At 68.2% G+C, this 12,621-nt stretch carries 11 protein-coding genes; 4 read left to right on the forward strand and 7 right to left on the reverse strand.

Translation table 11 applies throughout. From position 1 onward, the window contains the following. Window positions 1–29 precede the first annotated feature (29 nt). The 4 genes from C5C07_RS03785 to aspS all read right to left on the reverse strand — a co-directional run bounded on the left by C5C07_RS03785 (window position 30) and on the right by aspS (window position 3,722). On the reverse strand, window positions 30–788 hold the full coding sequence (locus tag C5C07_RS03785) for a 4-phosphopantoate--beta-alanine ligase (protein ID WP_115804586.1): 759 nt from the start codon (window positions 786–788) through the stop codon (window positions 30–32). A 96-nt stretch (window positions 789–884) separates the two neighbouring features. Then, window positions 885–1,718: a pantoate kinase gene (locus C5C07_RS03790; protein ID WP_050458709.1), complete on the reverse strand. Its 834-nt coding sequence runs from the start codon at window positions 1,716–1,718 to the stop codon at window positions 885–887. 71 nt (window positions 1,719–1,789) lie between these two features. Then, the gene (locus C5C07_RS03795) at window positions 1,790–2,230 is read right to left on the reverse strand and encodes an SHOCT domain-containing protein (RefSeq protein WP_115804587.1); all 441 of its coding nucleotides are present in this window, start codon (window positions 2,228–2,230) and stop codon (window positions 1,790–1,792) included. Window positions 2,231–2,417: 187 nt separating this feature from the next. Then, a complete protein-coding gene (aspS, locus tag C5C07_RS03800) occupies window positions 2,418–3,722 on the reverse strand; it encodes an aspartate--tRNA(Asn) ligase (protein ID WP_004972908.1) in 1,305 nt (434 codons plus the stop codon). 158 nt (window positions 3,723–3,880) lie between these two features. On the opposite strand from aspS, the gene C5C07_RS03805 reads away from it, so the two are divergent. Together C5C07_RS03805 and C5C07_RS03810 are read left to right on the forward strand one after the other, a co-directional pair. Next, window positions 3,881–4,465, forward strand: coding sequence for a cupin domain-containing protein (locus C5C07_RS03805; RefSeq protein ID WP_004972906.1), 585 nt, complete (start codon window positions 3,881–3,883; stop codon window positions 4,463–4,465). An 81-nt stretch (window positions 4,466–4,546) separates the two neighbouring features. Next, the gene (locus tag C5C07_RS03810; protein WP_004972899.1) at window positions 4,547–5,305 is read left to right on the forward strand and encodes a DUF4013 domain-containing protein; all 759 of its coding nucleotides are present in this window, start codon (window positions 4,547–4,549) and stop codon (window positions 5,303–5,305) included. 24 nt (window positions 5,306–5,329) lie between these two features. Here C5C07_RS03810 and C5C07_RS03815 read toward each other — a convergent pair whose 3' ends face one another. Together C5C07_RS03815 and C5C07_RS03820 are read right to left on the reverse strand one after the other, a co-directional pair. Continuing rightward, window positions 5,330–6,052, reverse strand: coding sequence for a phosphoglycerol geranylgeranyltransferase (locus C5C07_RS03815; protein ID WP_004972898.1), 723 nt, complete (start codon window positions 6,050–6,052; stop codon window positions 5,330–5,332). Window positions 6,053–6,152: 100 nt separating this feature from the next. Beyond that, window positions 6,153–8,675 (reverse strand): DNA topoisomerase I, encoded by a 2,523-nt coding sequence (locus C5C07_RS03820; protein ID WP_004972896.1) that lies wholly within the window; start codon window positions 8,673–8,675, stop codon window positions 6,153–6,155. A 187-nt stretch (window positions 8,676–8,862) separates the two neighbouring features. Here C5C07_RS03820 and C5C07_RS03825 point away from each other — a divergent pair, with 187 nt between their 5' ends. Together C5C07_RS03825 and C5C07_RS03830 are read left to right on the forward strand one after the other, a co-directional pair. Continuing rightward, window positions 8,863–10,290 carry an MATE family efflux transporter gene (locus C5C07_RS03825; protein ID WP_004972894.1) on the forward strand — a complete coding sequence of 476 codons (1,428 nt, stop codon included), beginning with the start codon at window positions 8,863–8,865 and terminating at the stop codon, window positions 10,288–10,290. 75 nt (window positions 10,291–10,365) lie between these two features. Beyond that, a complete protein-coding gene (locus C5C07_RS03830; RefSeq protein WP_115804588.1) occupies window positions 10,366–11,058 on the forward strand; it encodes a hypothetical protein in 693 nt (230 codons plus the stop codon). 65 nt (window positions 11,059–11,123) lie between these two features. Here the strand turns inward: C5C07_RS03830 and gatB are convergent, their stop codons facing one another. Then, on the reverse strand, window positions 11,124–12,614 hold the full coding sequence (gatB, locus tag C5C07_RS03835) for an Asp-tRNA(Asn)/Glu-tRNA(Gln) amidotransferase subunit GatB (RefSeq protein WP_004972890.1): 1,491 nt from the start codon (window positions 12,612–12,614) through the stop codon (window positions 11,124–11,126). Window positions 12,615–12,621 lie beyond the last annotated feature (7 nt).

Raw genomic sequence — 12,621 nt, forward strand, 5'->3', positions numbered from 1 at the left:
GAGAGACGGCGACGAGCGGTATCGGTCGCTTACTCGTCGTCTGTGCCCGCACGAATCGCTCGCTCTGCCGCGTCGAGGGCGGCGTCGGCGTCGAACGCGGCGACGATGGTCTCCAGTTCCTCGCGCGTCGCGCCCGCGTCTCGCAGGTCGCGGGCGTGAGCGGTGATGTTCGGCACGGCGCGCACGATGTTGTCCACGATGGGGACCGTGGCGACCTGCGCCGACCGCGACATCGGGTTGAGGTCGACGACGATTTCGACTTTGTCCATCGCGCCGAGCGCCTCGGCCCGGTCGCCGTCCTCCAGCGGGACGACGACCACGTCGGCGCTCCCGATGCCGTCGGCGTCGACCTTCGCGCGCTCGTGGTCGATGCCCGGAATCCGCCCGTCGGCGGTGAGTCCCTTCACCTCGTCCGCGCCGTGGTCGCGCAGGTGGTCGACGATGGCCCGCATGCGCTCGTCGGTGCGGTTGAACAGATTGACTTCGATGTCGGCGTCGACGGCCGCCGCGAGTTCGACGATTTCGCCGGGGCAGAGCGCCGCGACGTTCCCGTTGACCGAGATGACCGGGTGGTCGGCGAGCAGGAGGTGCGCCGCGGCCGCCCGCGCGGCCTCGTCCGCGCTCGGAATCGTCCGCTCGCCGAGGAGGTAATCGAACGCCTCGCCGCGCCCCTGCGCGATGAGTCCCTGTCGGCTCGTGATACCCTTCTCGACGCCTTCCTCGATGCGGTGGCGGGTGAGAAGCGACTGGTATCTCGGGTGGCTCTCGGGAATCTCGATGTCGCTCATTGGTGGTGGGTCGTCGCCGCGACAGTAACACGTTTTCTCATCGGCGCGGGCGAGATTTCGCACCGCCCCCGACCGCGAGGTCGCCCTCGCGGCCGCTTACTCGCTCCGCAGCGTCGCGCCGGCGGGGTGGACGCGACAGCGCTCTGGGTCGTAGCCGGCGTCCGACAGCCCCGTCCCGACCGCGAACACCGTCTCGCCGAGCATCGCCATCGCCCCGTCGCCGCCGGCCGCGCGCACGTCGTCGATTGCGGCTTCGACCCGGTCGGTCAACAGGCTGGCGTCGCGGGCGAACCGTCGCGACTCGGCGACGAAGCGGTCGAGCGTCGGCTCGGCGCGGAGCTCTTCGAGGGCCGCCTCGCCGGCGGCGGTGAGTGCTGTCGTGTCTCCCGACAGCACGTCGGCCGTCGAGAGCCCGCCGAACGCGACGTACTCGATTTCGGGGCGCGCGGGGACGCCGTCCATCCGGCCGTGGGCCGGCGCGCCGGGTTCGACCCGAATCGGCATCCCGCCGCGGGCCTGCGCGACCACGTCGCCGAGGCCGGTCCCCGCGCGGACCTCGGCCACGTGGGCGAGGGTGACGAGTTCGTTTTCCGAGCGTCCGCGGGAGAAGACGGCGTTCGCCGCCAGCGCGGTCCCGAGCGCCATCGCGCCCGAGACGCCGAAGCCCGCGCCGAGGGGCAGGTCGCTTTCGGCGTCGACCGCGGCCGTCGCGCCGAGCGCCGCAAGTACGTCCGCCACGGGCGGCATCTCGACCGCCTCGCCGTCGAGGGTGACGGTCGTCTCCTGCGCCGGTTCGACCGTCACGGTGACGCCGTGGGAGAGTGTCAGCCCCGCGCCGCGGGAACCGGCGACCGCCGGGTCGGCGGCGGGGTGGGCGCTGAAAAAGCCCGTGACGTGGCCGGGCACGAACGCCGTCGCGTCGTCGCTCATCGGTCGTTCTACGACGGGGGTCGGTTAACGGTGTTGCGTTTCGTCGCGTCCGCGTTCGTATCGAGTCTGACTCAGGAACGCTCGTATTCGGTCGCTTCGTCCTCACGGGTCGTTCGTCGCGATTCCGCCGTTTTGCGAGCGTCCGCGACCGTCTCCGTCTCCAACAGCCGCTCGACTTTCGCCTCGAACTCCTCCTCGGAGAGCTCGCCGGTCGCGTAGCGCCGGCGGAGCGTTTCGAGCGCGTCTTCGGTCTCGGTCGTCAACGACTCGCCCGCGTCGCCGCCGCGGCGGGACTCGTAGATGCGGACGAGAGCTATCGCGGCGGGGAGCACGCCCGCGAAACCGACCGGGAAGACGATCCAGAACCACGACACTCCGAGCGCGAGCAGGCCGAATCCGACCAGAAAGATGAGCCCCATGACGACGCCGGCGACCAGCTCTTCGAGCGCCGAGTCCTCGTCGTCGCCCGCGTCGTCGATGGCGTCGTCGACGATTCGCTTCGGGTCGGTCATCGGTATCCCTCGCGACGACGACGTTCGTGCATGGTGTTCTAACGTGTCCGGGAGGTAACGACTGTTTCGCAAAAATGGGGCGCGTCGGTGGGTGCGTCTTCGCCCGTACGGGCTCAGATGGTGGCAGTCGCGCGGGAGCTCACTCGCAACGCGTGGCGTTGCTCCCGCGCTCGTGTTGCGCCGTCGCCTAGGGCGACAGGCGCTGCCGGTCGCGCGGGAACAGAACCGCTTCCCGGATGTTCTCCAGTCCGAGCATCGTCATGATGAGTCGCTCGCCGCCGAGTCCGAAGCCGGCGTGCGGGGGCATGCCGTACTTGAACATCTTCGTGTAGTACTCGAACGCGTCGGGGTCGAGGCCCTGCTGCTCGAAGCCGGCGACGAGGTGGTCGAAGCGGTGTTCACGCTGGCCGCCCGAGACGAGCTCCATGTTCGGGTGCATCATGTCGAAGCCCGTCGAGAGAGTCTCGTCGTCGTCGTGGTCCTTGATGTAGAACGGCTTGATCTCGCTGGGCCAGTCGGTGATGAAGTAGTGCTCGCCGACGTCCTCGCCGAGCGCCTTCTCGCCTTCGGTGGGGAGGTCGTCGCCCCAGACGAGCTGCTCGTCGAGCTTGCCCGTGGCGTTGATGCGCTGGATGGCCTCCTCGTAGCTGAGCCGCGGGAACTCGCCGGACGGCGCTTCGAACTCGTCTTCGAGACCGAGCGCTTCGAGTTCGTCCTGGCAGTGCTCCTCGACGGCCTCGTAGGCGGCCTTGACGACGGCCTCGCACACGTCCATCGCCTCGGTGTGGTCGATGAACGCCGACTCGAAGTCGATGGAGGTCGCCTCGTTGAGGTGGCGGGGCGTGTTGTGCTCTTCGGCGCGGAAGATGGGGCCGACCTCGAAGACGCGTTCGAGTCCGGAACCGACCATCAGCTGCTTGAACAGCTGCGGCGACTGGTTCATGAACGCTTCCTTGCCGAAGTACGTGATGGGGAACAGCTCGGTGCCGCCCTCGGTCCCCGTGGCGACGATTTTCGGCGTGTTGATCTCGGTGGCGCGGAGGTCGCGGAACTGCTCGCGGACGGCGCGCTGGACCTCGGCGCGAATCTCGAAGATGGCCTTGACCTCGTCCTTGCGGAGGTCGAGCGTGCGGTTGTCGAGGCGCGTCGAGAGCTCGGCGTCGACCTTGCCGGAGGGGTCGAGCGGGAGCTGCGCTTCGGCCTCGGCGATGACGTCGAGGCTCTCGGGCGTGACTTCGACGCCCGTCGGCGCGCGGGGCTCCTCTGCGACCTCGCCGGTCACGGAGATGACGCTCTCGCGGTGGACGCCGAGACCCGTCTCGACGAGGTCGTCGTCCATCTCGTCTTTCTCGAACTTGACCTGAATCTTGCCGGAGGTGTCCCGGAGAATCAGAAACGCGATGCCGCCGAGGTCACGAACTTCGTGGACCCAGCCGGCGACGGTGACCGTGTCACCGGGTTCGGCGTCGGCCGTGTACGTTCGGTTTCGCATACGACGTGGTTCCCGACCGTTCGTCTTAAACATCGTGTCTTCGCCTCGCTCGGACGCGTTCGAGTGTCGAATCCACCGAGAAGCGGGACGATGTGGGGTACTCGTTGACAGGGTCTGTGGTACCGTGGTACTTAGTTCGCTGCGCGTGTCCTCCCGGTATGGCTCCCGACTCACCGGACGCGCCGGCGGACGAACCGCGAACCGACGCGGACGCTTCCTCGGAGTCCGGCCCGGCACCCAACGCCGCCCGCGTCGCCGACCTCGACTGGTCCGAAAGCGAGCGAGGCGACCGCTTCGCGTTCCGCCGGAAGCGACTCGCCGAACGCGCCGGCGGCCGCGACCTCGGCTGCTCGCTCTACGAGGTCCCGCCGGGGAAGCGCCCGTGGCCGACCCACTACCACGAAGGCAACGAAGAGGCGCTGTACGTGCTCTCCGGAACGGGCACGCTCCGGACACGAGAGGGCGCGGCCGACCTCGACCTCGAACCGGATACCTACGTCGCGCTCCCCGCCGGTGCCGACTACGCGAGACAAATCGAGAACGACGGCGACGAACCGCTCCGGTACCTCGCGCTCTCGACCATGAACCACCCCGACGTGACGGGCTACCCGGACTCCGACAAAGTCGGGGTGTTCTGCGGCGCGCCGCCGGGCGGCGACAAGAACGCCCGGACGCTCCACGGCTACTACCCGCGAGACGCCGAAGTCGGCTACTGGGACGGTGAGCCGACCGACGAGGAGTGAATCGGAACCGTTTCGCCCTTCCACCGCGGCGGCTCCGATACTGAGGTTTATATCCGAACCCGCGGCCACCTCGCCTCGGACATGGACGTTTCAGACCTCGAAGCCGCGTTCGCCCTCCCGCTCGCCGAAGACACCTCGTTCGATACGACGCTCGTCGGCGTCCTCGCGACGCTCGCGTCGTTCGCCACGCCGCTCGCGGGCGTTCTCCTTGCGGGCTACGTGGTCCGCCTCGTTCGCGCCGGCGACCGCGACGCGACCGCGCTCCCGTCGTTCGACGACTACACCGACATGGTCGCCGACGGCGCTCGTCTCTCGGCCGCGCTCGTCGCGCTCCAACTCCCCGCAGTCGGCCTCGCGACCGCCGCGCTTCCGGGTTCCGGACTCTCGCTTGCGACGCTCACGTATGCGACCAATCCGGCGATGCTCGGGCTCCTCGGCCTCTCCGCGCTCGAAACCGTCGGTCTCGTCGCGGCCGGCCTCGCGGCACTGATGGGCTCGTATCTCTCGGTGGCCGCCACGGTCGCCCTCGCCCGCGAGGGGTCGCTCGCCGCGGCGATTCCGGTCGCGCGCGACATCGCGTTCGACCGCTCGTTTATCGGCGTCGCCTCTGGGGTCGCGCTCGTCGGCTTCGTGGCCGGCCTGCTCGTCTCCCTCTGCGCCGCGGTGCCGGCCGTCGGCACCGCGCTCGCCGCGACCGCGTCGTTCTGCTTTCTCGTCGCGTCGGCGACGCTCCTCGGTCGCGGCGCGCCGAACGCGTCGGCGCTCGGCGTCGATGCGTCTCGGCAGTCACACGCTGGCGGCGTGAACTCGGGGTCGGCCGAGTCGATGGAGTCGGCGTAGAAGACGAAACCGCGCCCGTGGGGATTACTCCGCGACGAGTTCGGCCGTCGCGTCCTTCGCGCCCTCGACCGTCTCGCGGACCGCGTCGACGCCCTCGTCGTGCAGGAGGTTGCCGACGACGACCGCGTCCGCGTGCTGACCCATCTCGTAGGCGGTGTCGTAGTCGTGGATGCCGCCGCCGTAGAACAGCGTCGCGTCGTCGAGCGCGTCGTGCGCCGCGCCGACCTTCTCGGGGTCGCCGTAGGTGCCGGAGTACTCGACGTAGATGATTCTCTGGCCGAACATCTTCTCGGCGACGCGGGCGAAGGAGGCCACGTCCTCGGCGGACTGGTCGGTGTCGGCGTCGGTGTACTCGGCGACCGACGACTCGGGGTTCAACACGATGTACGCCTCGGTGTGGGTGCGGTCCCAGTCGAGGCCGTCTTCGATGCGGACCCACTCCTTGTGCGCGCCGGTGATCCAAAACGAGTCGCTCGCGTTGAACACCGTCGGGATGAGGTAGCCGTCAAGCGCGTCGTCGTCGATGACGACGCCGGGGTTCGACGGCTCCTGGTAGATTGGCACGTCGTACTTCGAGGTCGCCTCGATGACGCGCTCCATCTTCTCCTCTGTGATGTCGAGCGTGCCGCCGATTTCGAGGGCGTCGGTGCCCGTCTCACACACGTCTTCGAACGTCTCGCCGTCGACGAGGTCCTTGTCAGGGTCGATTTTGGTGATATGATCCCAGTCTTCCCACGGATAGCTCATTGGTCGCTCTTTGCTTGAGGGGGCGTAAAAAGCGTGCGGATGAAATGAGGGGTTCGGGTGGTATCGGCCGGTTCGTGTCTGTGACGTTACGGTTTGTCGTTCAGTCCGCCGCGGTCTGCCACTTCCGAACCGTATCCGCGCCCACGCCCTCGACTTTCGCCGCGATGTCGTCGGGCTCGGACGCCTTCAGCGTCTTCACGTCCTCGATGCCGGCGTCTTTCAGTTTCTCGGCGGTCTTCGCGCCGATACCGCTGATGCTCTCTAGGTCGGAGCCGCCCTCGCCGTTCTGCTGGGCCTGATACTCTCGGTAGTTGCAGATGGGACAGCCGAGCTCCCACGGTTCGCGGTCGCCTTCGTACGTAATCCGGAGCTCTGGCAGGTCGTGTTCCTCGCAGGACTCGTCCGTCACCTCGATGTCGCCGCGACGGGGCAGCGGCAGCGAGTAGTCGCAGTCGGGATAGCGGGTACAGCCGACGAGCCGGGAGCCAGACCGGAGGCGCTTGATGGCGAGGTCGCCGTCGTGTTCGTCTCCACATTCGGGACACGTCCCGATGACGAGGTCGTCTTCCTCGTCGGCCTCCTCGGCCTTACAGAGCGGGCAGCCGTGGACGAACGTCTTGCGCCCGGCGAGCATCTTGATGTGGTGGAGGTCGTGTTCCTCGCAGGACTCCTCCATGATGAGCGGCTTGCCCGTGGAGGGAAGCGGGAGCGTGTAGGTGCAGTCGGGATAGGAGTCACAGCCGATGAAGTACGAGCCGCGGCGGCTCTTTCTGACGACGAGGTCGCCGCCGCACTCGGGACAGGTACCGACCGTCTTGTCGGCTTTCAGCGAGTCTTGGAGCTGTTTTCCGAGCTCCTCGCGGGACTCCATCAGCCCCTCGAACACGTCCTGGAGCATCTCTTTGGACTCTTCGGTCACGTCTTCGAGGGTGGCCTCGCCGCGGGCGATGGCCAGCATGTCGGATTCGAGCTGCGAGGTCATCTCCTCGCTGACGATGAGTTTCGCGAAGTCCTCGGAGGCCTCCACGACCGCCCGCGCGAGCCGGGTCGGTCGCGGCGGGTCGCTCTCGATGTAGCCGCGGTCGTAGAGCTTCTGAATCACGTCGTGGCGGGTCGCCTTCGTCCCGATGCCCATCTGTTCCATCGTCTCGATGAGCCGCGACTGGCCGTAGCGCCGCGGGGGCTGGGTCTGCTTGGCGTCGAGGTGCGTGTCGGACAGCACGAGCGACTCGCCTTCCTCGACGTCCGGCACGAACGACTCGGTAGAGTTGAAGTACGGGTAGACGTCGTGGTAGCCCGCTTCGAGCAGGCGCTTGCCGTTGGCCTTCAGCGAGAGCCCCTCGACCTCGGCGACGACGCGGAGGTGCTCCCAGACGGCGTCCTCGGCGACGGTGGCGAAGAAGCGTCGGACGACGAGTTCGTAGACGTCCCACTCGTCTTCGGTGAGGTCGGACGCCGAGGGGAGTTCGCCGGTCGGGTGAATCGGCGGGTGGTCTGTCGTCTCGTTGTCGCCCTCGGTGGGCTCGATTTCCTCCTGTTCGAGGAGGGATTCGGCGTCCTCCTTGAACCGGCGGTCGCCCTCGAACGCGCCGAGCAGTTCGCGCGGGTCGAGGTCGTCGGGGTACACCGTGTTGTCGGTCCGCGGGTAGGTGATGTAACCGGCCGTGTAGAGGTCCTCGGCGATGCTCATCGCCCGCTGGGCGGAGTAGCCGATGGAGCCGGCGGCGCGGATGAACTGCGTGGTGTTGAACGGCGCGGGCGGCGTGTCGGTCCGCGTGCGGCGGTTGACCGACGCGACTTCCGCGGACTCGACGCCGAGAAGCGTCTGGTAGGCCGACTCCGCGGACTCCTCGTCCCAGATGCGCTCGGCTTCGGTGCCGTCGTCGTCGAGGTAGAAGTACTGCGCCTCGAAGGACTCGGCGTCGCCGTCGGCGTCCTTCGTCAGCTTGGAGAACAGCTCCCAGTAGTCCTCGGGGTCGAACGCCTCGATTTCGCGCTCGCGGTCGACGATGAGCTTCAGCGTCGGTCCCTGCACGCGACCGACCGAGATGAAGTCGTTGCCGAGCTGGCGGGCCGAAAGCGAGAGGAAGCGCGTGAGCGCGGCCCCCCAGACGAGGTCGATAATCTGTCGGGCCTCGCCCGCCGCGGCGAGGTTGAAGTCGAGGTCGTCGGGGTTCTCGAACGCCTCCGTCACCTCGCGCTTCGTGATGGAGGAAAACCGCACGCGGTCGACGGGCACGTCCTCGTTCACGTCGCGGACGAGCTCGTACGCCTCTTTCCCGATGAGTTCACCCTCGCGGTCGTAGTCGGTCGCGATGGTGACCGTCCCCGCGCGGCGGGCGAGCCGGCGGAGCGCGGCGACGATGTTCTCCTGCGTGGGGTGTTTCTCGACGGGCGCGCCGATGAGTTCGACCGGCTCCACGTCGCGCCAGTCGTTGTACTCCGGCGGGAAGTCCACGCCGACGACGTGGCCCGACAGCCCGATGCAGCGCTTGCCGCCCCACTTGTAGACGTTCACGCCGTTCATTCGCTCCGCGGAGGCGGTCTCGCCGCTCAGGATGTCGGCGATGCGCCTCGCGGCGTTGTCCTTCTCGGTGATGATGAGTTCCGGACCCCTACTCATTGAGCGGCGATATGTCGGGGGTTGTCCTAAACCTTTCGTGCCGAATTCGGGGTGTAGACGCCTCAACGCGCGCGGATACGGGCGTGCGGGTGAGCGCGCTTCGCGCGCGAAGGTGTGTGTTCGCCGATGCGGCCGCGACGCCGCGTGACACCAGAAGCGATAACCTCCGCCCGCCGAACCTGAGACCGTGTCGGGTGACTCGCGAGTCGACATGACCGAGGGGGCGATAGCGCCCAAACTGCTCTCGCTCTCGTGGCCGCTCGTCGCGGGAAACCTCCTCCAGACGCTGTACAACCTCGCGGACGTGTTCTGGGTCGGCCGCGTCGGTGCGGACGCCGTCGCCGCCGTCTCGCTCATGTTCCCGACGAGTTGGATGTTCGTCTCGACCGCGATGGGAATCACCGCGGCGACCATCGCCCTCGTCTCGCAGCACGTCGGCGCGGGCGAGGACCGCGAGGCCGACCGCGTCGTCGGCCAGACGGTGCTTCTCACCCTCGCCGTGTCGGTCGTCCTCGCCGTCGCCGGCTTCGCGTTCAGACATCCGCTTTTGGAACTCATCGGCGCGGAGGGAGCCGTCTTCACCGAGGCGCTCGCCTACATCGAGGTCATCTTCCTCTCGCTCCCGCTCACGTTCCTGTTTTTCGCGTTCCGGGCGGCGCTACAGGGCGCGGGCGACACGAAGACCGCGATGTGGCTCATGGTCGCCTCCGCCGGCCTCAACGTCGTCCTCGACCCGATTCTCATCATCGGCTGGGGCCCAATCGCGGGGATGGGGACCCGCGGCGCGGCGATTGCGACGCTCGTCGCCCGACTGTTCGCGACGGCCGCCGGCGTCTACATCCTCCTGCGCGGCGACTGGGGAGTCAGACTCCGCCCCACCGACCTCCGACCCGACCCCGAGCGCCTCAGAAAGCTGGTCGATATCGGCTATCCCGCGACGCTCGACGGCTGGGCGCGGAGCTTCTCCGCGGTCGTGATGGCGGCGTTCGTCGCTCGGTTCGGACCGACGCCGACCGCGGCCTACGGCATCGGCGTCCGCCTCATGTCCGTCTCGTGGACTGTCTCCGGCGCGGTCGGACAGGCGACGGCGACCGGCGTCGGCCAGAACCTCGGCGCGCGGACGCCCGACCGGGCCGCCTCGGTCGCGTGGACCGCGATGGCGGGGACGATGGGGCTGCTCTTCGCCGCCGCGGGTCTCGTGGTGGCCTTCCCGGCCGAGGCGATGCGTCTCTTTATCGACGAACAGCCGGTCATCGACGCGGGCGTGACGTTCCTCCGCATCGTCGCCCCGTCGTGGGCGTTCTTCGGCGGCGTGATGGTGATTCAGGGGGCGTTCCGCGGCGCGGGCGTCACGAAGGCCGCGATGGCGCTGTCGTTCCTCTCGCGGTGGATTTTCCGCGTTCCGGTCGCCCTCGCGGTCGCGTTCACGTGGACCGTCTCCCTCCCGGTCGTCGGCACCGTCTCGGGGCTCGCGCGGGGCGTCGAAGGCCTCTGGTGGGCGTACGTCGTCGGTGCCGTCACCTCCTTCGCCGTCGCCGTCGCGTGGTTCCGGCTCGGCACGTGGCGCGAGGGCGTCCTCGACCGCGGGGCGACGCCGGCGGCGGGTGACGACTAGTCTCGGCCACCATCGCCCTCCACCGGCTGACCTGACAGCAGAACGACTTTCCTCGACGGGTCGGAAGGGAGCGCCATGCGACAGCCCTCCACCGAACACCTCCGTCTCGGCCTCGCGGTCCTCCTGATTCTCACGCCGCTTTGGGGCCCGACGCTCGGGCTCACCGGACCGACGTACACCTACGAGTCAGCCGAAATCGGGGTCGAGGACGACCGACTCGTCGTGCCCGACCGTGATGCGCGCTCCGACCTGTGGCACGGCATCGACGGCTTCGCCTGCTCGGTCGGGTCGTCGGTGACTCGCTACTGCGCGCTGGAGGCCGCGACCCTGAACGGGTCGCTCGCGGTGGACCACCCCGACGTGAAATCCGGCTCCGGGCACCTCGACGCCGACGAACTGTATCTCGTCTACTACGACGGCCGGGTCTTCGAGCGCGAATCGACGTGGGAGGACGGCCGGTACGTCCTCTCGACGGCCCGCGTCTCGGCCGCGGCGGCGCTGGACCATCTCGCTCGCCCCCCGGACCGATACCCGACCGCGTGGGCGGCTATCGAAGACGGGTCGGCGACGGCGGACCACGAACTCTGGTCGGCGAGCGCGGGCGCACGAGTGTTCGAACTCGACGGCGACTACTTCCTCGTCTACCGGACCGGCGTGGACCGCCCGCTTCCGGCGTCGCCGGCGGCCGAGGAGGCCCTGACGTGGTTCGCGGTCGTCCTCGGGTCGGCGATGCTGTTCGGGCGCGACGATGACGACGACTGGTCGTAGTCACGCTCGCCGGCCTGACAGGAAACGGCCGCTCGTCGCGGAGAAGAGAAACCGAAGACGGTCGGTTATTCGTCCAGTCGCTCGCGGAGCAACTGGTTCACCGTGCCGGGGTCGGCGCTCCCCTTGGACTTCTGCATGACCTGCCCGACGAGGAAGTTCAGCGCGCCGCCCTCGCCGTCGTGGTAGTCCTCGACGGCGTCGGGGTTCTCGTCGATGGCTTCCTGCACGAAGCCGCCGATTTCGTCGTCGTCGGCCTTGCCGAGCCCTTCTTCGTCGACGATGGTGTCGGGGTCCTTGCCCTCGTCGAGCATCTCGCGGAGGACGATTTCCTCGGCGTTCTTCGTCGTCACCTCGTCGGCGTCGACGAGTTCGACCAGCCGCGTGAACTCGTCGAGGCGGTCCGACACGTCCGTGATATGCATGTCGCGGTAGTTGAGTTCGCCGAGCAGGTTGTCGGCGACCCACGTCGCGGCGAGGTCGGCGTCGAACTCGGCGGCCACGTCCTCGAAGAAGTCGGCGACCTCCTTGGTCGAGGTGAGCTTCGAGGCGGACTCCTCGTCGATGCCGTACTCGGTGTGGAAGCGCTCGCGGCGGGCGTCGGGGAGTTCCGGAATCGGAATCTCCTCCTTCCAGTGGGCGACCTGCAGCGGCGGGAGGTCGGCCTCGCGGAAGTAGCGGTAGTCCTTTTCTTCTTCCTTCGAGCGCATCGAGACGGTGATGCCGCGGGACTCGTCCCAGTGGCGCGTCTCCTGTTCGACGGCGCGGCCGCGCTTGATGGCGTTCTTCTGGCGGGTGACCTCGTAGGCCAGCGCCTTCTCTGCGCCCTTGTGGCTGGAGATGTTCTTGACCTCGGTTCGGTTGGCCGCTTCGAGCGCCTCGTCGGAAATCGAGCCGTCGTCGTCGACCTCGTCGGCGGGGACGAGCGAGATGTTGGCGTCGATGCGGAGCGAGCCGTCGCGGGTGGCGTCGAACACGCCGAGGTATTCGAGCACCTCTTCGAGCTTCGCGAGGAACGCGCGGGTCTCCTGGGGGCTCCGGAAGTCGGGCTCGGTGACGATTTCGACCAGCGGCGTGCCGGCGCGGTTGTAGTTGACGAGCGTGTAGTCCGCCGTGTCGATGCTGCCGCCTTTGTGCTGGAGGCTGCCGGGGTCCTCTTCGAGGTGGGCGCGCGTGATGCCGATGTCCCGGCGGGTGCCCTCGACGGACACCTCCAGCGTCCCGTCGGCGCAGATGGGCGCGTCGTACTGGGTGATTTGGAAGTTCTTGGGCAGGTCGGGGTAGTAGTAGTTCTTCCGGTGGAAGCGGGTGTCCTCGGCGATATCGGCGTTCAGCGCCTTGCCGATTTTGACCGCCGACTCCACCGCCGCCTCGTTGAGCACCGGGAGCGCGCCCGGCAGCCCGAGACAGACGGGGCACACGCGGGTGTTCGGCTCCTCGTCCTCGGCAGGCTCGGTCGAACAGCTACAGAAAATCTTCGTGGCCGTCTCGAGTTGAACGTGGACCTCCAACCCGATGACGACCGCGAGTTCGCGCTGTTCGAGCGCTTGCGCAGTCATTGGGCGC

Origin of the sequence: Haloferax sp. Atlit-4N, from assembly GCF_003383025.1 — an archaeon.
GTDB classification, from domain to species: domain Archaea; phylum Halobacteriota; class Halobacteria; order Halobacteriales; family Haloferacaceae; genus Haloferax; species Haloferax gibbonsii.